This window comes from Paenibacillus plantiphilus (genome assembly GCF_927798095.1).
GTDB classification, from domain to species: domain Bacteria; phylum Bacillota; class Bacilli; order Paenibacillales; family Paenibacillaceae; genus Paenibacillus_Z; species Paenibacillus_Z plantiphilus.
In genome coordinates, this window is record NZ_CAKMMF010000006.1 from 122,830 (window position 1) to 143,537 (window position 20,708).

Annotated in this window: 19 protein-coding genes; 1 reads left to right on the forward strand and 18 read right to left on the reverse strand. The window is 50.0% G+C overall.

Going from position 1 to position 20,708, the window contains the following annotated elements; translation table 11 throughout:
- Nucleotides 1–6: 6 nt before the first annotated feature.
- The 9 genes from L6H65_RS07110 to L6H65_RS07150 form a co-directional block, all read right to left on the reverse strand.
- Nucleotides 7–924 carry a carbohydrate ABC transporter permease gene (locus tag L6H65_RS07110; RefSeq protein WP_236339800.1) on the reverse strand — a complete coding sequence of 306 codons (918 nt, stop codon included), beginning with the start codon at nucleotides 922–924 and terminating at the stop codon, nucleotides 7–9.
- A gap of 19 nt (nucleotides 925–943) precedes the next feature.
- The gene (locus L6H65_RS07115; protein ID WP_236339801.1) at nucleotides 944–1,882 is read right to left on the reverse strand and encodes an ABC transporter permease; all 939 of its coding nucleotides are present in this window, start codon (nucleotides 1,880–1,882) and stop codon (nucleotides 944–946) included.
- A 77-nt stretch (nucleotides 1,883–1,959) separates the two neighbouring features.
- On the reverse strand, nucleotides 1,960–3,477 hold the full coding sequence (locus L6H65_RS07120; protein ID WP_236339802.1) for an ABC transporter substrate-binding protein: 1,518 nt from the start codon (nucleotides 3,475–3,477) through the stop codon (nucleotides 1,960–1,962).
- A 212-nt stretch (nucleotides 3,478–3,689) separates the two neighbouring features.
- Nucleotides 3,690–5,225: a response regulator transcription factor gene (locus tag L6H65_RS07125; RefSeq protein ID WP_236339803.1), complete on the reverse strand. Its 1,536-nt coding sequence runs from the start codon at nucleotides 5,223–5,225 to the stop codon at nucleotides 3,690–3,692.
- Nucleotides 5,218–7,044, reverse strand: a complete 1,827-nt coding sequence (locus L6H65_RS07130) for a sensor histidine kinase (RefSeq protein WP_236339804.1) — start codon at nucleotides 7,042–7,044, stop codon at nucleotides 5,218–5,220. The genes L6H65_RS07125 and L6H65_RS07130 overlap by 8 nt, the downstream gene beginning before the upstream one ends.
- A gap of 291 nt (nucleotides 7,045–7,335) precedes the next feature.
- Complete coding sequence (locus tag L6H65_RS07135) at nucleotides 7,336–8,316, reverse strand: ROK family protein (RefSeq protein ID WP_236339805.1); 981 nt, start codon at nucleotides 8,314–8,316, stop codon at nucleotides 7,336–7,338.
- A 6-nt stretch (nucleotides 8,317–8,322) separates the two neighbouring features.
- A complete protein-coding gene (gene nagA / locus L6H65_RS07140; RefSeq protein WP_236339806.1) occupies nucleotides 8,323–9,633 on the reverse strand; it encodes an N-acetylglucosamine-6-phosphate deacetylase in 1,311 nt (436 codons plus the stop codon).
- Nucleotides 9,630–10,394 (reverse strand): glucosamine-6-phosphate deaminase, encoded by a 765-nt coding sequence (gene nagB, locus L6H65_RS07145; RefSeq protein WP_236339807.1) that lies wholly within the window; start codon nucleotides 10,392–10,394, stop codon nucleotides 9,630–9,632. Before nagB ends, nagA begins: the two co-directional genes overlap by 4 nt.
- A 6-nt stretch (nucleotides 10,395–10,400) precedes the next feature.
- Nucleotides 10,401–11,276 carry a MurR/RpiR family transcriptional regulator gene (locus L6H65_RS07150; protein WP_236339808.1) on the reverse strand — a complete coding sequence of 292 codons (876 nt, stop codon included), beginning with the start codon at nucleotides 11,274–11,276 and terminating at the stop codon, nucleotides 10,401–10,403.
- A 365-nt stretch (nucleotides 11,277–11,641) separates the two neighbouring features.
- Here L6H65_RS07150 and L6H65_RS07155 point away from each other — a divergent pair, with 365 nt between their 5' ends.
- Nucleotides 11,642–11,977 (forward strand): hypothetical protein, encoded by a 336-nt coding sequence (locus L6H65_RS07155; RefSeq protein WP_236339809.1) that lies wholly within the window; start codon nucleotides 11,642–11,644, stop codon nucleotides 11,975–11,977.
- Nucleotides 11,978–12,554: 577 nt separating this feature from the next.
- Here the strand turns inward: L6H65_RS07155 and L6H65_RS07160 are convergent.
- The 9 genes from L6H65_RS07160 to L6H65_RS07200 form a co-directional block, all read right to left on the reverse strand.
- Nucleotides 12,555–13,025, reverse strand: a complete 471-nt coding sequence (locus tag L6H65_RS07160; RefSeq protein WP_236339810.1) for a NanQ anomerase/TabA/YiaL family protein — start codon at nucleotides 13,023–13,025, stop codon at nucleotides 12,555–12,557.
- A gap of 105 nt (nucleotides 13,026–13,130) precedes the next feature.
- Nucleotides 13,131–13,985 carry a MurR/RpiR family transcriptional regulator gene (locus L6H65_RS07165; protein ID WP_236339811.1) on the reverse strand — a complete coding sequence of 285 codons (855 nt, stop codon included), beginning with the start codon at nucleotides 13,983–13,985 and terminating at the stop codon, nucleotides 13,131–13,133.
- 66 nt (nucleotides 13,986–14,051) lie between these two features.
- Nucleotides 14,052–14,939: an ROK family protein gene (locus tag L6H65_RS07170; RefSeq protein ID WP_307728309.1), complete on the reverse strand. Its 888-nt coding sequence runs from the start codon at nucleotides 14,937–14,939 to the stop codon at nucleotides 14,052–14,054.
- Between the two features lie 3 nt (nucleotides 14,940–14,942).
- Nucleotides 14,943–15,632: an N-acetylmannosamine-6-phosphate 2-epimerase gene (locus L6H65_RS07175; RefSeq protein ID WP_236339812.1), complete on the reverse strand. Its 690-nt coding sequence runs from the start codon at nucleotides 15,630–15,632 to the stop codon at nucleotides 14,943–14,945.
- Nucleotides 15,633–15,659: 27 nt separating this feature from the next.
- A complete protein-coding gene (locus tag L6H65_RS07180) occupies nucleotides 15,660–16,502 on the reverse strand; it encodes a carbohydrate ABC transporter permease (protein ID WP_236339813.1) in 843 nt (280 codons plus the stop codon).
- A gap of 12 nt (nucleotides 16,503–16,514) precedes the next feature.
- Nucleotides 16,515–17,390, reverse strand: a complete 876-nt coding sequence (locus L6H65_RS07185; protein WP_236339814.1) for a carbohydrate ABC transporter permease — start codon at nucleotides 17,388–17,390, stop codon at nucleotides 16,515–16,517.
- A 72-nt stretch (nucleotides 17,391–17,462) separates the two neighbouring features.
- Nucleotides 17,463–18,872 carry an ABC transporter substrate-binding protein gene (locus L6H65_RS07190; RefSeq protein WP_236339815.1) on the reverse strand — a complete coding sequence of 470 codons (1,410 nt, stop codon included), beginning with the start codon at nucleotides 18,870–18,872 and terminating at the stop codon, nucleotides 17,463–17,465.
- Between the two features lie 7 nt (nucleotides 18,873–18,879).
- Nucleotides 18,880–19,530 carry an SGNH/GDSL hydrolase family protein gene (locus tag L6H65_RS07195; protein WP_236339816.1) on the reverse strand — a complete coding sequence of 217 codons (651 nt, stop codon included), beginning with the start codon at nucleotides 19,528–19,530 and terminating at the stop codon, nucleotides 18,880–18,882.
- 5 nt (nucleotides 19,531–19,535) lie between these two features.
- The gene (locus L6H65_RS07200) at nucleotides 19,536–20,447 is read right to left on the reverse strand and encodes a dihydrodipicolinate synthase family protein (RefSeq protein ID WP_236339817.1); all 912 of its coding nucleotides are present in this window, start codon (nucleotides 20,445–20,447) and stop codon (nucleotides 19,536–19,538) included.
- Between the last annotated feature and the right edge of the window lie 261 nt (nucleotides 20,448–20,708).

The window sequence follows — 20,708 nt, forward strand, 5'->3', positions numbered from 1 at the left end:
CATAATCTATTCCTTCACTGCGCCAACGGTCAATCCTTGGACAAAATAGCGCTGGAAGAACGGATAAGCCAGTATGATTGGACCTGTCGCCAGCACGACCATCGCCATCCGCGACGTATCCTGCGGCATCGTCTGCAGAATGCCGGTGTTCAGTGAAGCGTTGGTGGAATTCTGCATAATAAACTGCATGCTGCTCTCAATTCGCATCAGCATCGCCTGCAGCGGCACCAGACCCGGCTTGTCGATATACAACAGCGCATTGAACCAGTCGTTCCAGTAACCGAGCGTATTGAACAGCGCTATTGTGGCAATACCGGGCAGCGAGAGCGGCAGGACAAGCCTAACGAAGGTCTGCAATTCGCTCGCGCCGTCGATTCTCCCCGATTCTATAATCGCATCGGGAATCATCGTGCTGAAGAAGGTCCGCATAATCATGATGTAGAAGGCATTGACCGTCATCGGCAGAATGAGCGCCCATATGTTGTCCTTCAGATGGAGAACCTGCGTAACGACAATATAGGTCGGTACAAGACCGCCGTTGAACAGCATCGTGAACAATGCGACAAAGCTGAAGAAATGACGGTATTTGAAGCTCTTCCGGGATATCGCGTACGCATACAGCGTGATGAAAATCAGACTGACAATCGTCCCCACCACGGTGATGAAGATCGTCACGCTGTAAGCGCGCATCAGAGATTCTCCCGTTTCGATAATATATCTGTAGGCTTCAACGCTCCACTTCTCGGGAATGAGCTGATAGCCGTTCTTGGCCAGCGTGTTTTCGTCCGTAAAGGATATGATCAATACGAATAGAAAAGGGAACACGCACACGAAAGCGACAACTGCTGCAATGATATTGAAGACAATATTCCACGCAGGAGATAATCGCTGGAAATCGCGAGTTTTTGTTTTATTCTTGGACATGGCGGTTGCTCCTTTCCTGTTAGAATAAAGCATTGTCTTTGTTGAATTTGCGGACGATATAGTTGGAGAGGATAACGAGCGTAAAGCCTACGACCGATTGGTATAATCCGGCTGCGGTGCTCATGCCAATCTCTCCGCTTGTTTTCAAGCCCCGGTATACATAGGTATCGATAACATTGGTGACGGAGTAGAGCATTCCGGAATCGCGCGGCACCTGATAGAATAGACCAAAGTCCGCATAGAAAATACGACCGACGGCAAGCAGGGTCAGAATGGTCATCAGCGGGATCAGCATCGGAATGGTAATATGGCGGATTTGGCGCCATTTGTTCGCACCGTCGATCATCGCAGCCTCGTACAGCGACTTGTCAATGCCGATGACGGCCGCCAGATAGATAACGCTGTTGTAGCCGATCAGCTTCCACATATTGATCATGACCAGAATATAAGGCCAGTACTTCGACTCCGAGTACCAGTTGATCGGGTCAATACCGACATAGCTGAGAATTTGGTTCAGCAGCCCCTTGTCCAGACTAAGGAAGCTAAATACGAAATAGCCTACAATGACCCATGATAAGAAATATGGCATGAAGATTGCTGTCTGGTAGCTTTTTGACAACCGTTTATTAATAATCTCAGAGAGAATAATAGCCAACCCTACGGAAAAAATCAGACCAAGAATAATAAAAGCGCCGTTGTATAAAACGGTGTTGCGCGTAATGATGTAAGCATCGTTCGTGCTGAACAGAAACTTGAAGTTGTCCAAACCGACCCATTTGCTTTCCAGTATGCTTGCTAAGAATCCATCTCGGCTGTACCGATACTCTTTGAAAGAGATGATCGTACCCGCCATCGGCAAATATGAGAAGAAGAAAAACCATATCGTTCCGGGAAGCACCATCAGGAGCATGGCTTTGTTTTTGATTATGTCTCTGAAAAATCGTCCCAGCATGTTCATCTCATCCTCCTTCTCCAAAATTGCGGTATATAAAAGGACGGACGCACGCATCCGCCCTACATTCCAATCGCAATGACTTATTTCGCTGCAGCTCTCCACTCGTCGATTTGACGCTGTGCTTCTGCAATAAGCTTGTCCAGACCGGCAGCATTGAATTTCTCAATCGCTTTCGGCAGGTACTCGTCAGGATTAACCGTTCCTGTCATCAATGCGGACCAGAACTCGCCTTTAACGTTCTGTACAGCAGCAAGCTCGCTCGTTACTTTGGAGCTGTCGAAGTTGAAGCCGAGCGTTGGAGCAGGCTTGCCTGCAGCGTTGAACGTTTTGAATTGCTCCCACTTATCGTCCGGGTCGCCTTCATTCAGGTAAGTCAGCATGATGTTGCCAAGCGAGAAGGTAGGCATGTTGTAGTTGTCAGCTTCAGGAAGGTTCTCCATGCGGTTCTCGCCGACTTTCTTGTAGTGCACGCCTTCGATGCCGGAGTCGATCATGTTGCGCAGAACCGGATCGGTATTCAACAGGTTCAGGAATTCCATTGCTTTCTCAGGGTATTTCGAATTCGCCGAGATCGCTTGCAGGGAGCCCATTACAGACCAGTTGTAAACGATGGAATCGCTAGCTGCTGTAGATACAACTGGATAGCCGTAGTTGATGGACCACAGGTTGTCGGCAAGCGGTTGAGTCGCTGCGCGGTCAAGGAACCAGTTGCCCGATTTTTGCAGGTCATCCAGTGACGTCGTCGTGGATGCTTCCGGCGAAATGTAGCCAGCCATGTAGTACTTGTGCATCATTGTCAGCGCTTTCTTCATTTCCGGCGTTTCAAGCACGTTGATGACTTTGTAGTCTCCTGAATCGATGCTGATGGCCATCGGCAGGTTTTGAATGATGTAGTCATAAGGCACGACTGGCAGGTAGTCTTTGTTCATTGCGAACGGAACTACTTTTGCTTCTTTTTCCTTGATTGCTTTGAGCAGCGGCTCCAGGCTCTCAAGGGAAGTGACGCCGTCAAGGCTCAGCTTGTACTTGTCCAGCAGATTTTTATTGAAGCGCCATACCTCTTGTGCAGGAAGCTCTTTGTTTGCCGGGATGCCGTAGTTGTGTCCGTCAACCTTTGAGCCTTCCAGGAAAGCGGGATCGAGCGTTTTTACAATGTCCTGACCGTGAGTAGTGAGCAGCTCGTCGATCGGCAGGAATGCGCCTTTTCTCGCATTTTGCACATAATCCAGTGCCCATGAGCTTGAGAAGAGAATGTCCATCGGCGTACCGGAAGCCGTCAATACTTTCATCTTCTGGTCGTAGTCGCCCCAGTCAAGCATAGTCATCTTAATGGTTGCGCCGATTTTCTCGGCCGTATATTTGCTTACTTCAGCCATTACTTTATCCACATCTTTTTGCGGTGTGCCAATTGTGTACCAGATCAGTTCAACAGGCTCTTCCGTCTTGCCGCTGTTGTCCGATCCCTTGTTCTCATTGGTCTTGTCGCTGCCAGCAGTGTTATTCTTGTTGTTGTTTCCGCCGCCGCAAGCGCTAAGCACCATCGTCAAAGCAATGAGCAGTGTGAGCGCAAGGGTGAAGCGTTTCTTCGTTTGTGTCATTCCATAACCCTCCCTGTTTGTTGTTGTTAACCTTCGCTTTATTTCTTAAAGGCTTGTATTAACCTTAACTTATGAAAACACTTTCATGTAGTGAACAAACTAGCGAAATACTGTTCAAAATAAAGAAAGTGAGGCTGTTTGTGAAACAGCCCTCCACCTTGATCACGACGGCTGTCCCAACGGTTCCACAAAAAAGCTTGCTGCAGATTTATCTACAGCAAGCCTCTATAATCAGTAGGCGATATACCTATATATTTTTTAAACTGCTTGTGGAAGTAGCCTGTTTCCCAATAGCCGACCTGCTTGGCGATTTCGTGAATTTTCAGCACGGTATCCTTCAGCAGCGCCTTCGCCTTTTCAATGCGATATTTGTTAATATATTCGGTGAAGGTGTCGTTCGTTTCCTTGTGGAACAGCTTGCCCAGATAGCCTGGATGAATCTTGTATTGAAGCCCCAATGATTTCAGCGACATATCCTCCATGTAGCATTCGTGTATATGGTGCAAAACTTGCTTGATGACCGGACTCTTATCATCGCGGATGAGCGAATCGGTTATCATGACGGCAGTTTCCTTAACGGCTGCAACCAGCGCATCCCGATCAGAGGCGTTGGCAACCTTGCCGAACACGGCCTTGAACAACCCTTCGGCAGGCGCTTCCGATTGTTGTTTGATAGCATCAAGCTCCATTTTCAGCCTGATCGTCATTTCCATGGCCAGACCACGAAGAAGCTCAGGCGTAATGCCCTCCTGTGTCTGCGCCTGATCGAAATCCTGGTCAATTCGGGCAAACAGCCCTTCCGTATCCTTCGCAATAATAAGCCTGCCGAATTCGGACCAGTCCACCTGAATTTGCGGCAGCTCATCCTTCTGTTCAGGAAGAAGCGCTTCATATTCAGCAATGTCCAAACGGCCAATCAGCAGAAAATATTCCTGTGCTCTCCGCGCCCGCTCATAGCTCAGCCGTTCTCCCTCTCCCATTGACTCGGCTGTGCCAAGAGAGATACGATACTGGGCGGATTCCGGCAGCTCCTGCCGCAGATGCGTCAACAGTTCAGCAGCCCTGTCCTTGCACTGGGAAGGACTACCGGCCATAACTACAGCAACGATATCTCCTTCAATATCGGTGAAGCTGATAACGTTCGGCATGGCATCTATTCTTCGCTTGATTTCCTTATGCCGAGATTCATCGGTGTTGTCATCCGCCCGCAAAATCACCGCAAGCATATAGGCTCCCGACAACTGCAGATCAAGAAAGCTGATCCTCTCCGCCAGTTCCGCTGGAGAGATTCGCCCCGTTATCCAGCGATAGAGAATATTATCCTTCAAGATGCTGATCTCATCTTCCGTATATCCCCGGCGTGTCTCCTGAATGGCGTTCAGCCGCTCTACCGTATTTTGCAGCGTCTCCGTCAGCTCTGTGAAATTAATAGGCTTGAGCAAATAATTCTCAATGCCCAGCGCCATGCCTTCCTTCAAATAATTGAATTCATTATAGCCGCTCAGAATGATAATCTTGAGGTCCGGACGGAATTCACGGACGCTGCGGATCAATTCCAAGCCGTTCATAAGAGGCATCGTAATATCCGTAATCAGAATATCTGCCGGCACTTCCTTCAGTCTCTCCAGCGCCTCCCTTCCGTTCCCCGCATGTCCGGTCAGTTCTAGTCCGTAGGAGGACCAGTCAACCGCGTCACATAGACCTTCCAGAATGAACGGTTCATCATCAACAAGAAATACTTTATACATTGTCGCCGCCACTCCCTTCCGAGTATGGGAACCAGAGGGTAACAGTCGTTCCGATCGCCGGCTGGCTCGTGATCTCTACGCCGTATTCTTTGCCGTACATCAGCTTCAACCTTTCGTTCACACTGCGCAGCCCAAGCGAGCTCTCTTCTTCCTCGGTCTCGGGAAGGTCAAGCGACCGCTTGATCTCCTCCAGCCTCCCCTGAGGAATGCCGATGCCGTTGTCCTGTATCGTAACTCGTATGACATCGGCTTCCCCTACAGCACATACCGTAATTTCATTGTCCGTACCATCCGTCCGCATGCCATGCACAATATAATTCTCGACGAGCGGCTGAAGCGACATTTTGATCATCTTCCGTTCGGCCAATTCGCGGTCATAGTGCAAGCTGTAGCTGAACTTGTCCTTGTAGCGGATACGGAACAGCTCCAGATAGCGGCTGCAATTCTCCATTTCCTCCCGCAGGGTGACAACGGTCTGCTGCTGTACAAAGCTCTTGAACAGCATGGCCAGACTGTAGATCATTTCACTCACGTCGGTTATCCCCTGCGAGATCGCTCTCATGCGGATAACCTCCAGCGTATTGTATAGAAAATGCGGGTTGATACGGGCCTGCATCGCGGTCATCTCTGTATGCTTCTGCTTGATCTCCGCTTTGTAGACCCGTTCAATATAGCGCGTTAATTCGCCCAGCATCTCGTTAAAGCCCCGAGAGATTTGCCCCAGCTCATCACCCTTCGTGTCCTGAATGCGTACCGTCATATCGCCCGTCTCTACCTTGCGCATAGACCGGATGATTTTGTTCGTGCGCTTGGCGAAATTAATAACGAACAAGGACGGAATAATAACCGCCACCAGAATACAAGCCGTGCTGATCAGAATGATCAGCCTTTGCAAGCTTTTGTAGGTCTTAGCCACCTCCGACTTAGGTGCAATCCCCACCACGAGATAGCCCGAATTGCCAGGGGATGCCAGTGTCGTAATATAAGAATCCTCCTGCAGCACACCTGATCCTGTTAACGTATTCAGCTTGTCGGCATACGGGTAGATACTGCCATAATATTGATCAGAGGAATCGAAGACGACCTTCCCGTCCGATGCCAGCACAAGAATATAGCCGTGATAATTGCCAACATTGCCGGAGATTACGCTCTTGATCCTTTCGGAGTTGAAATAAACGATCAGCTGCCCGACAGACTTCAAGGTTCCCATATCGTTAATCGTGCTCTGAACGGAATAAAGCTTGGGCTCCCATTGATTTATCGACTGCCGCACCCAGTAATTCGGAAGCGACACTCCCGGGTTTTGCAGCGCCATTGCGTCCGGGACGAATGATCGGGAGGCATTCGTATAGATCAGCTTCGTCAAGCCTTGCTGGCTGTTGACATACAGAAACTGCTTCTCCGAGCTGTAGAAGATAATGTTCGCAATATCCGGATCATCCGCAATCAAATTTTTGAAATAATCCAGTCCCGTGAGGGTACTGCTGCTGCTTGAGAATTGATCCAATCGATGCATCACATACTCCTGAAAGGAATATTTCAACAGATAGGTCACATTCTCGGAAAGTTTGGGGTTCCGATATACATCTTGGAGCATGAGCTGCACCGATTCATATTTGTTGTTCACATAACGATTGACACTTTCCATCGCGTCCCTTTGCTTATTCAGCTCATTCTGGATCATTGATTCCGACATTGTTTGGAAGGTGAAATAAGAAAGGGTCACAATCGTCAGTACTGTAATTATGGAGAAGATAAGAATCAATTTGACGAAAAAGTTATTGCTTATATAGTTTTGGTACGCTCTTCTGAGCCCCATCGCCATCCCCCTCTGTATGGTTTCAGTCAGACGGACGAGCCTCACAGCTCAAATGGAAGCGCGTTCATTTTTGTCGATCATACAGGATGGCATCATAGCTGAAGTTAAATTTGCCACTGCACACGTTTCTCCATAGCGAGATATTATCTTATCTTACTCTCGATAACCTGAATAGAAAAGAGTTCAAATCAAAGAAATGATGTAGAAAATAAAGGTAATTGTTGAGCGGACCATTTTTGTATAAAAAAAAGACCGTCTGCAAAAACTGCAAAAACGGCCTCTCTCACTAACCTATCTGCATGCGGAATCCGAATCGAACCATAGCGCCGCAGCCCCTATGATGCCTGCATCTCCGCCAAGTTTCGCACGATCGATACGCACCGGTTCCGTCATCGACCTGATTCCGTATCGGACGAATGTCTCTCGCATCGGACCGAGCAGCGGGTCGCCGATATGCGAGGCTCCCCCGCCTATGACTACTACCTGCGGGTTCAACAGATGAACGCCGCTAATTAACGCGAAGCCGAGCGCCCTCCCCGCTTCGGCTGCAACTGCCAAAGCGTACGGGTCGCCTTCGGCTGCCGCTTGGGCGACATGCCTGCTCGTCACATTCGCCGCCTCGCCCCCGGACAGTTCGCCGACACGGCCTGCCGGCCTTGCGCCGGAGATCATATCCCTTGCCGCAGTACGGGCAATTGCCGTACCTGAAGCGTACAGTTCGACACAGCCCCGATTGCCGCACGGGCACAGCGGGCCGCTGCGGTCAATCGAGATGTGGCCGATCTCTCCCGCGCTTCCGGTCGCGCCGCGAACCAGTCGCCCCCCGCTGACGAAGCCGCCGCCGATCCCTGTCGATACGGTGATGAATAGACAGTCGTCAGAACCGACTCCGGCTCCGTGCTTCCATTCACCGTATGCTGCGCCGTTCGCGTCGTTCTCAAGCAGCACGGGCAATCCTGTCAGACGCCTCAATTCATCGCCGATCGCCACGTCGCGGAACTTCAAGTTCGCCGCATAGCGGATGATGCTTCTAGCTATGTCGATCGTACCCGCCGCCACGATGGCGATGCCCTCAGGCGGCAGCTCGCCTTCCTTGGACTCCCGCGTCAAGCTGAGAACACTTGCCGCGATTGTTTCCAATACGACCGCTGCTCCTTCGCCAACGGGAGTCGGCTTCACCTCACGGCGCAGCACCGAGCCGCGCTCGTCTATGACCGCTGCAAGCAGCTTGGTGCCGCCTAAGTCGACACTGATGCATGTACGAACACTCATCTCAGATCAGCTCCCTTCGACGCCGATCCAGCTCCCGCCGAGCATCACTTCCTGCACGGTGTAAGCGGCTGGGTCGAGCAGCAGCAGATCCGCTGCTGCTCCGGCTTCAATTCGACCCTTGTCGGCGGCTCCGATAATCCCCGCCGGAATAGACGTTGCATGCGGCAGCGCCTCATGCAGCGCTAGTCCATGCTGGCGGATAAGCTCCGCCAGCGCCGATTGCATCGTCAGCGTGCTTCCAGCCAGGCTTCCGTCCTCTTTCAACCTGGCAATGCCTTCCCGCACGTTGACATCAAGATCGCCAAGCGTATACTCGCCATCCGGCATGCCGCTGGCGCGCATCGCGTCTGTTACGACACAGACGCGATTGCCTTTGACCCGGCGCACAAGATCAGATGAAGCCGGATGCAGATGGTGTCCATCCATTATGAGTTCTGTCGACAGCTCCGCATGCAGCAGAATAGCTCCGACAACGCCCGGCTCGCGATGATGGAAGGGCCGCATACCGTTGCAGCAATGCACCGAATGCGTGACACCCCACCCAATAGCGCTTTGCATCATATCATATGTCGCGTTGCTGTGTCCGCAAGCGGCAACGATTCCGTGTGAAACAGCAGTCCGTATCGTCTTCTCCGCGCCTTCCGTCTCGGGAGCAAGTGTAAGAATGCGGAGCAGCCCCGGATGGCGGGCATTCCAGTCTTCAATCCAATCCGCGTGGGCAGCCGCTATATGCGACGGATTCTGCGCACCAGGATATACGGGGCTTATGAACGGCCCTTCCAGATGAACGCCGATAATGGCCCCGCCAAGCGGCGACGTGCATCGAAAAGTCTCAACTGTCGCCAGTGCCTTCTCAATATCAGCCTTGGGCGCTGTCATCGTTGTCGCTACGATCGAGGTCGAGCCGTGGCGCAGATGATGTCCAATCATAACTGCCAGCTGCTCCTTGTCGGCGTCCATTACATCCGCTCCGCCGCCGCCATGCACATGCAGGTCGACGAAGCCCGGTGCGATTATGGCCTTCTCGGCCCGGGTAATATGCAGCGCTCCACCCTTATCAGACACTGCCGACTGAAGATCGGCCAGTGCTGATTCGAGTTCAGCATGCGCTGATTCGAGTTCTGCCTGCGCTGATTCGAGTTCTGCCTGCGCTAATTCGATATCTATCGCCATAGTCTCCAGATCGTGCTGAGAAGTACCCGTCTTAATCATTCGTTCGATCACACCATCCTCGATGACTACGATGCCGTAATACGGCTCGCCCCCCAGTCCGTCTGCGATCAATCCCGCGACAGCTTGCTTGTCTTCTTTGCTCATAGAAGCTCCGCCTCTCTCGTCGAACCTAGCAGCGATGCGGGAAGCTTGGAGGCAGCAGCTTCGTCCAATACGACCGTGACCTTGGCATGCAGCTGCAGAAACGATGCCGGCAGCTCCGTCATTACAGGTCCGGTCAGCGCTTGAGCGACGATCTCAGCTTTGCCCTCTCCCTGAGCGACAAGTACGATTTCGCGCGCCTTCAATATCGTGCCCATGCCGACCGTGATCGCCTGCCGCGGCACGTCATCCAGCGAGTCGAAAAACCGGCTGTTCGCTTGGCGCGTCTCCTCAGCCAGCTCAACGACATGCGTGCCCGCAGTCAGCGAAGGTCCCGGCTCATTAAAGCCAATATGACCATTATGCCCGATGCCCAGCAATTGCCAGTCGATACCCCCGGCGCTCTCCAGCGTGCGGTCGTAGCGGACGCATTCGGCTTGCAGGTCAGCTGCTTCTCCATTTGGAATCTCTGTTGCGGATACCCGTAGATCAATATGTCGAAGCAGGTTCTCTTGCATGAACGTCCAATAGCTTTGAGAATGGGCGCGCGGCAAGCCCGCATACTCGTCCAGATTGAACGAGCGTGCGCGCGCAAAGCTCAGCTCGCCCCTCCCAACCAGTGAGATCCACTCCTTATAGAACGGAATCGGCGTTGAACCTGTAGCCAATCCCAGAATACTGTCCGGCTTCGACCGTAATTGCCGTGCGATCAATTCTCCACCCAACTGCCCGATTGCAGCTGTTTGTGCGACAAGAATTTCCATTCAGAATCAGGCCTCCTCTTTTTTCTGCTGAACCTTTGTGTGTGTCTCTTCCAGCCGGCTGACCGTCGATTCGAATGAATGGCTGACCATCGACATGTATAAAATATCAATGACATGCGACAACGCGACGCGGGAACCGATGTTGCCCCGCTTCATCCCCGCTTCCGTTGCCGTAACCCACAGCCCGATATCAGCGAGCTTATGAAGCGGGTTATGCCCAACCTGAGTAATCGCAATGACAGTCGCCCCGTTTTCCTGCGCGACCTTGGCCGCCTGCAGCACCTCTTTAGTTTTGCCTGAATACGAGAGCACGACACAGACATCTCCCTCACGCAGCAGCGCCGCTGAGGTCAGCATGAGCTGCAGATCGCTGTAGCCGTGGCTCCACCTGTCCAGCCTCATCCACTTGTGAGCGGCTTCGAAGGCTACAAACGACGAGCTGGCAACGCCGAAGAACAGCGTTTTGCGCGCGGCGATCAGCGCATTCACCGCTTGCTGCAGCAGCTCGGGCGACAGCACCGCCGCCGTATCCTCGATACACTTCAGCGCCCAATTGGACAATTGGGCGACTACCTCGGACGCATCCATAAACGGGCGAATATCATCGTACATGCTCCGCTGTGCGTGCTCTGCGGCTTCTTCTTGTCCCAGCCGTGCGGCGATGTCAAGCTTGAGCTGCTGAAAGCCGCCAATTCCCAGCTTTTGCGACAAGCGGGCAATTGTCGCGACACTTGTCGCCGCGCTCTCTGCCAGTTTCTGCACCGACATGCGGCATACCGCCTCTGGCTGCGCAAGGATGAACTGGGCAACCCGCTGTTCCGCAGGCTGCAACGCCGAAAGCATGCCCGCGAGACGTGTGAGCGAAGATCCTGTTGTATGCATAGGTTCAACTCCTGTGCGATTGAATGCAAATCACAATGTAACTATATTACTCATTGTATACATCATATTAGAAATATTGTTACATCGCAAGCAGCAATGTACCAACTCCTTGCACTGGTATACTGTCACCCAAACCCGTTACAGGGCCATTGTTTCTTCCACACCGCGTACCCGCATGCGGTGCCATCGCGGCACGCGGTGCTCAGTCACACGTCGGCGTTAAAACCTCGTTCACTCTCTCTTACTGACCGTATAGCAGTATTGACTATGACACCTTTTAGCGCTACATTGATTCGAATAGACCTTCTGCAATTTCTATCCATTTAACTTGGTCCTACTAAAATTGTGCTGGAAGGATTGTTTAGGTGAAAACAAAAATCGGTATAATAGTTACCATCGTTTTGATTATCCTCAACCTTACTTTCATTCTCCTAGTAGATATATTTACGATCAAAATGCTTCCTGGCAAAGCGATTTCAGGAAATGGAAATCCAGCACTACTATTGTGGTTCATTGAAATCCCAGCTTACATATTGCTGCTTGCCGGCATTTTCTACTTCGTTCATAGAGAAAAGTATTTTGCTAATAGGACAATCATCTTTCCCATATGCTTCTTTGTTATATTCGTTGCAGCTATCATTTTACAGTTCGATTATGCTACAAATATCAACGGATTGATTGCTAATTCAAGTACGGTGTAATCAACCAGTATACAAATACAATTTACATTAATTATTACACGTTTCTAATTGGTATTAGCTTCATGCTGACTGTTCAATCGTTCCGGCAAATAAGTTCGAAAAAAAGTACTGGCAGCGTGGAATGAGGCCACTGAAAAAGTCCATACGTTATTTCCCACCGTATTGCTGATCCAGCCGTTGCATTCACCTCCATTGCAGCAAAAATACAGGTAACATGCCCCGTATGGACCATTTCAAGCCATTCACCTGCAAAAATACATCAAAAAACCAGAAAAGTATTGAATACGCTGGGTTTTGGCGATATTTGATGTATTTTTGCAGTTACTCCGTCTGTGAGCAGCTCTATTTGATGTAGGAGATGTATTTTTGCAGCTATGAGCGACTTCTTGCAAATGAAAACGCATTACGACCATAGCCACGATGGACATTTTGTGACGACTCTTCATCTTTTCTAGATTAACTTTTTCAGCAGCCTCCGTGGAATGATATTAGGATGGCTGCGCTGGAAAACTAACAAACCTCAGCAACGCATAGAAGCTGAGGTTTGTCTTACCATCCTATCCCGCATAAATCCGCGCTAGTCATTCATCAGCCCCACATGAACTTTAATGACCGCCTTCTTGATTCTTCCGCTCTCTCCCATGCCCGGTCTATGAATATCGTGTGGGAAAAAGACTGCGAACATGCCCGGCTTGAGCCGAATCAGCAGCTCCTCAGGCGAAGGCTCGTACAGCGCATAATCCTGCTCGCTGTCATAAGACTTAGCAGCCGCGCTGTCTTCCTGCAAGGAAAACCAGCCTATCGTCTCTTCACCTTCAATCAGATAATGGACATCGATATACTGCTCATGCTTCTCGGCTAGCAGCTCCGTCATCGGCTTGGCATCGAACTCCATAATCGAAGCGTACAGCTTGTCGCCATCCATCTCGATCCGTCCTTCGGCGGGATTATTCAGAAGAAGTTCATTCAGCTTCTCCAATGCTTCTACGATGACTCTATGTTCAAATGTAGAGTGGTCTTGCCATGATGTCATAGAACCTAGAATCATAATTCATTCCCCCAGCAATGGATTTCTGAATACGGCGCAGCCCTCGTAGGGCGCAAGCCCGCGCGGTTAATCCTTGCGATCAGCCCGTCCGCACAGCCATATATCTTAAAGCAATTTCACGGCCACCGAAGCCGCTGTATGCTCTTTATTCCGTATCGATTCCTCATAATCTCTTTTAAAATATTCAACATACAGGACATCCAGCAGGTAGAGCTGCGAAATCTTAGCGGACAACGAACCGCCCTGCAGAGGCCCCTCATTCGCACCGCAAAGCAACGTAAGATCAGAATACGAGGTCAGCGGAGACTTCACGAATCTGGTAATGGAAATGACGGTAGCGCCGCATTCCTTAGCCTTCTTCGCCACCTCAATCGTATCCTTGGTTGAGCCGGAATAAGAAATGATAACCGCGACATCCCGCGGGGTCATTAAAGCTGCCGACATCATCTGCAGATGCGAATCGATGGAGCATTCTGTCTTGTTCGTGATGCGCATAAATTTAATTTTCGCTTCCATCGCAGTCATTAATGAAGAACCGACGCCAAAGAAAATGATCCGCTCTGCCCCCAGCAAATGCCCGATCGCTTGATCGATCTTCGAGTTGTCAATCAGATTAAACGTTTCGTTCAACGCGCTTATATTGGTTGACAGCACCTTGGATGCGACCTGCTCGATCGAATCGTTCATCAGCACCTTGTCTGTGAGCTGCGGAATTTCATTCTCTACCGTAATGCTGTGCGCAAGCGCAATTTTGAAATCCTGGTATCCCTTATAGCTGAGCGACCTGCAAAACCTGAATATACTGGATTCGCCTACACCGCAAGCATCCGCGAGGTCCGTAATCGACATATATACAACACTTTTGGCATTCTCCAGTACATGATCCGCTACCTTCTTCTCCGTGTTCGTCAGATTGTTGTACTTGGAATGAATCGTTGTAAAAATATTAATTGTGCGCAATCTATCACCTCTTGAATGCTCAGGATTGGGTCCGTTCGATCACAGCAGCTCCAGCTAGCGGCGCGTTCAGCGTAGAAAGAGGGAGGCAGCGCCTAATAAACCGGCTTTATTGCCCAGGGAAGCCTTAACGATCGACACATCAGCGAAGCTTGGCATCACCATAGCCTTGGTCCCTTCCGCCACGAGACGAACGAGGCTCTCCTGCTCCATCACTCCGCCTCCTACAATAATTGCCGAAGGGTTGAACACATGGATCAGGGAGGCCAAGCCAAGAGATACTTCAGCAGTCCAGTCATGTAAAATGTGCTGCAATCCAACGTTCCCTTTACTTATTTTATCAAAAAATACCTTTCCGTCCACACATTCCGGGTCCGCCTCCCGCGCCTTTCGTATTAAAGCTGTCGTTGAAGCATGCGACTCATAATGGGGCCGCCCCGCGCCACCGCTCATTCCCGCCAAAGGACGGGTAAAGATATGGCCGAATTCCGCCGCTACTCCATTCGCTCCTCGATAGATCTGGCGATTGATGATAATCGCTCCGCCAATGCCCGTGCCAAAAGTCAGACACAGGAAATCACCGAACGATCGGGCCGCGCCAAAGGCTGCTTCACCAAGCGCAGCAGCATTAACGTCATTCTCCACCTTGACCGGCTTATGGAACCTGCCCTCGATCATCTCCCTAAGCTTCGTTCCTGTGTAATTCGGTATGTTCTCGTTGGCGTATACAATGCTGCCTTCCTCGGCATTCACTTGTCCCGCCGTACTGATCGCGATCGCATCATAATCGTAATCGTACTCTGCGAGCTGATCCAGCAATCTGCTCACTACATGCCGACCACCCTTATGGCTTTCGGTGGCGTATTCTTTAAACTGCCCCATATTGCCTTGTTCATCGCAAATGCCGATCTTCGTATTCGTGCCCCCGATATCCGCCGCCAAAATTCTCATGTTCATGGGCTATTCGACAGCCTTCATGAATTTCTTCGTAATTTCCATCGGTCTCGTAATTGCAGACCCTACCACTGCCGAATAAATACCGAGATCGAACAATCTTCTCAATTCCTCGGGCGTCGAGATGCCCCCTTCTGCTATGACCGGAACAGATACCGTATTCACAAGCCGCTCCACCAAATCAAAATCAGGCAAGGGCCTGTCCCTCGTCCCTTCCGTATAACCGCTCAAAGTCGTTCCCACAATGTCGAACCCGAGCCCGGCAGCCAAGACCCCCTCCTCGTACGTGGAGCAATCAGCCATGAAGAGCTGGTCCTTGTACTTCTCTCTTATTGCCGGGAACAGCTCCGCTAGCGTCGAGCCGTCTGGTCTTACCCGATCCGTCGCGTCCAGCGCAATCATATCTACCCCTTCGCGGCAAAGCTCATCCACTTCCTTCATCGTAGGCGTGATGAATACGTCCGAGCCCTCATACACGTTCTTGATGATCCCGATGATCGGCAAATTCACCTGCTTCTTAATTTCCCGTATATCCTCCACGCTGTTGGCCCGAATGCCCGATGCCCCGCCCAAGAAAGCCGCGTATGCCATTCTGCCCATAATAAATGGACTGTGCAGCGGTTCCTCAGGCAATGCCTGGCAAGAAACGATCAGCTTATGTTTTATCAATTCGAGTATAGTTTTTTGCGTTTGCATTAGTTTCCAACTCCACACCTGTTAGTTTTACTCCTTCACTGCTCCAGCCGTCATGCCTTGTGTAAAGTACCGTTGGAATAATAAGAAGATCAACAGCATCGGAATTGCAGCAACGGTTGCTCCTGCCATCTTATAGGCGAAATTTGGATTAAGATCCTGCATCAAGGTCGCAGTTCCTACCATCAATGTTTTCATTGTCTTCTCTTGACCGATGACTAGCTGCCACAGGTAATCGTTCCACACTTGCACGAAGTTCAATATGAACAAAGCACCAATACCGGGCTTAATGATTGGCAGCATGATTTGGAAGAAGGTTCTCCACTCGCCTGCCCCATCAATTCGGGATGCTTCTCTTAATGCATCGGGCGTCGAATCGAAAAAGCCCTTCAACAGGAATACGCCAAATGCGGTAGCAACGTTAGGCCATATCATGCCGCCGTAGCTGTTGACCATCCCGAAATCCTGCGTAATGCGAAATAACGGCACAATCATAATTTCTTTAGGAATCATCAAGCTCGAAATAAAAATGATGAAAATAATGTTTCTGCCTTTGAACCTGAGCTTCGAGAAGCCGTAAGCTGCCATTGCCCCTACCATGATGACAAGAATCGTGGCAACGCCCGATACGAACAGGCTGTTGAAGGCCCATCTTAGCGCCGGCTGGCTTTGGAACACATCCGCATAATTGGAGAACGTGATCGTGGTCGGCCACCAGTCAGGCGGCATCTTCACAACATCCGAGCTGTTCTTAAGCGAGCTTGTAAACAGCCAATATAAAGGAAACAGGTTAACAATCGCGAAGAGGATGACGATCGCGTTTGTTATAACATCAAACCGCTCCATCTTCTTCTTATTTTTCGTCTGCGACATGCTGATTACCCCTCACTTCTCCTTAATCAAGCTTCTTAGCTGAGGCACCGACAGCAGCAGCGTAATGAGGAACATAATAACCCCAACCGCAGAAGCCATGCCGAGCTGATTGTATTTAAAGGCGTTATTGTATAGATAGTACATCAGTGTCACAGAGGCATTGTTCGGTCCGCCCCCGGTCAAGAGCTGGATCACGACGAATATTTTCAAGACGGCAATGATGTTGATGATCGTAATATAAATTGTGGACGACTTGACAGAAGGAATCAGAATCTTAAGAATGACCTGCCATCTGCTCGCCCCGTCCACCTCCGCTGCTTCAAACAGATCCTTGGGAACCCCGATCATCGCCGCGATATACAGGATAATGGCTTGCCCAACATTGGTCGCGAAAGTTACGAATATAATAACCGGCAGCACCGTCTGTGATTTTCCCAGTAAATTAACCGTACCGAGACCCATTTCCTGAGAAAAATAAGAAATCAGTCCGTTGGCAGGGTTGAGCAGAAAGCTCCATACCATACTCATGACGACCATCGAGACCATCACAGGGATGTAGTAGCTTCCTCTAATAAAGGAGACATACTTGGCGTTCTTGTCGAATACAGCAGATGCTACGAACAGCGCGAAGCCTACTGTTAGAATGACGATAAAAACAACGAATACAACGGTGTTGATAAGCGCTTTAAAGAATACAGGATCGCCAAACAGAGACGCGTAATTATCCAGTCCAACAAACTTCTCGTTCTGATAATTAATCTGATAGAAGCTGAGCCTTATCCCTTCAATAATCGGATATACCAGAAAAATCAAGAAAATCAGGATCTGAGGGAAGATAAACAAATATCCGGTAAAATTCTCTTTGATGGATTGATTACGTAGTCTCATATCGTTTTACCTTTCTAATTAGCAGCCTTGAGACCGCTTGACCCCAAGGCTGTTAATCGTTTATTTATCCATTTACTTCTGGTAGATGACGGAGCTTGCTTTGTTCGTTTCAATGATCTTGTTGCCGTTCGTCTGATAATCCGCAATGGCCTGCTGAGGCGTCTTGGCTCCGATATAGAGCGCTTGAAGCTCTGGATAGAGAACCTCTCTTAGCTGGCTGTAGCCCGGAATGTTGCCCGTGAAGTTGAACAGATATTTGGAATTCGCATCATAAGCGGCAAATAGAGGCTTCTCGCTCTTGAACTCCTCGGAAACGGAAGATCTTACTGGAATGCCGTTCTTGGATGACTTCACCAATTCAGGATCCGTGGAGAAAAATTTCACGAAATCTTTGGCCACTTCGATTCTTTTCTCGTCATTGGTCTGGAAGACGCTTGCTCCCACCACATAGGTGAAGGACAGCGGATCTCCGCTTTCGGATGGGATATTGGCAAGACGCATATCAAACTTCTTCGCTTTGCCGCTTTCCATATCCGCTTTCGTGTTGCTGAACAGGATCGGGTTCGTGAAGCTGATCGCGAGCTGCTGGTTCTGGAACATGCCGTTGGCATCATTGGACGATACCGATTCCGCACCTGGGTTCGTGTAGCCTGCGTCCTTGATTTTCTTCAGCCACTCCATTGCCTTAACGCCCTTCTCATCATTCGCAACGATATTGCCTTGCTCGTCAAAAAATGGGTTGCCGAACATTCTCAGGTAAGCCAGATTCCATGTGTCCCCTTGGTTGTTCACAGCATACTGTGCCATCGGGTAAGCATTGGAATATTTGTCCTTCGGCAGCTTGTCTTTAAGACCTTTCAGAACCTCTTCGTATTCCGCAAGTGTCCATGTTTTAATTTCATTTTCTTCGCCTACGAATTTATCCAGACCCGCTGCTCTGAACATGTCCGCGTTGTATACCAGTGTGCCCGGATTATGCTGGAACGGATAGAAATAAACATCGTCTCCGAAGGTCACCGCATCCCAATAGTTCTGTGCAATATCGCCCTTCGCGCTGTCATCCACGATATCGGTCAACGGTACTAGCGCCCCGCGGTGAACATAGTCCCCCATTGCAAAAACGCTTTCAAAAAACACATCCGGTGGCGTTCCACCGCTCAGGTTAACATTGAGAAGCTGGTCGCGCTGATCCCCTGCGATAACTTCCACATTGACCTTCGCATCATACTTCTCATATTGCTTCGTGAATTTGTCGGCTGCGTATTTCATGAAGCTGTCATAGTCGGCCCCTTGCTCCGAAGCGTCCAGAACACCTTTCCACTGCGGCGTCAGCCATACCTTGATCTCCACTTTTTCCTTGCCGGAGGATGTATCCGTTCCTTTATTATTACCAGCTTCATTATTGCCGCTTGCGCAGCCAGCAATAATCGAAGTCAACATCATCAGAGCGACAGCAGCAACAAGTAACCGCTTCCTTTTCATATAAACATTACCTCCCGTTTAATATACTTGCGACCTGACCCCGCATAAATTCCGTCATTAGTCGATGCCCTTCGGCATCCAGATGCATGTAGTCAATTTCATTCATCGAGACATGCAATTTCGAATCCGCAAAGTGAATATCCTCTCCTGCAAGCAAGCTGCCCAGATGCTCCGCCAGCTCCAACGATTTGCCGCTGCATTGGCTGCCCATCGCCTTGCCGATTGAGGTTTGTGCATATTGTTCTCCTATAGCAGGCGGAGAAACGACGAGAACCTCCGGAGCCTGTCCGCTGATTCCTGCTGCAGACGCCCGCGCTTTCCTTGCGAGTCTGACGATACCTTGAGCGATGTTATAAGAAGTGAGACCGAACCGTTCCTTCGTGTCGTTCGTACCGAGCATAATGATAACGAGGTTCAAAGGCGAGTGCGACAGCAGACACGGTTGGAGATAGGATAACCCCGACAGCCCTTCGAACAAGGGATCTTCGCATACGCTCGTTCTGCCGCTGAGACCTTCTTCTATAACCCGGTATTCGCTGCCGAGGCTGGAAGCCAGCAGTCCTGTCCACCTTGTCTCCTCATCGAACCTCGAACCTGTTTCTGCGTTATAGCCCCAAGTGTTGGAGTCTCCAAAGCATACAATCGTTTTTCTCTTCACCCCAATCACCTGCAGTAACGTTGAATGGCCTGATCGATCATGACGATAATGTTGTCGATTCGGCCGCCATCCTCGCTGGAAATTCCTTCGAGAGGCCCCCTTACGCTGCCGATGTTGACGCCTCTTCTTCTCAGAACCTCTTTGATCCCTGCGTACATGGACCCGTTCAGCGAGCATAGCGCGATGATGATGTCGTTAATCTCGCTCTGCAGGAGCTTCGCCTCTTGAAACTTGCCTTCCTGAACAAAGCGGTTCGCCTGCAGGAACAGCTCCGGCATTGCGCCATAGGTTCCGCCTATTCCGGCGTCAGCGCCCATGATTCTGCCGGCGACGAACTGTTCGTCCGGACCGTTGAAGACGATGACATTGTCTCCGCCGGTTTTTTTGAAGCGCTCAATATCCATCGTTGGCATCGATGAGTTTTTGACGCCGATGACCTTATCGTTCTTCAGCAGCCTCTCGAACAGCGAAGTCGTGAGCGTATATCCTGTCGTCTGAGGAATGTTATAAATAATGAAATCAAGAGGAGTGGCATCGATAATTTCGCTCCAATATTTAAGAACCGCGCTGTCCGGCAGCTTGAAATAAATAGGCGGAATCGCAGATAGAGCATCGTAACCCAATTCTGCCGCATGCTTCGCTAATGCAATACTGTCTCTTGTGGAAGGCGCTCCCACATGGGCAATGAGCGTCATTTTACCCTTCAAATGGTTCGCTGCATAGCTCAGTGCCGCTTTGCGCTCGTCCAGACTGTGGTAGATGCACTCTCCGGAGCTGCCTCCGACATATACACCCTGGACTCCCTTCTCATACAAATACTGGCCTAAGTCCTTCGTTCGAGCCTCTGAGATATTTCCTTCATCATCATAGCAAGCATAGAAAGCGGGAATGATTCCGTGGAACTTGTCAAATTGCACTGCGCTGCCTCCTCTATCCGTAATGTCTGACAAGAACAAGATAACACTAAATTTCGATATTGTAAATTAATTTCACCAATTTTATTGCTATGAAAATTATTTCCTACATTTATTTGATCGTTGAATTGCCCTTCTGCATTTTAGTATGGTTCATTATCCTCTTCATTATGATTGCCATTAGCATCAATCTGATCGTTCACGATCTTCTGAAAAACAGCGCAATCATGTTAAAAAAGTAGACATCAAGCTTTAAAAACTTCA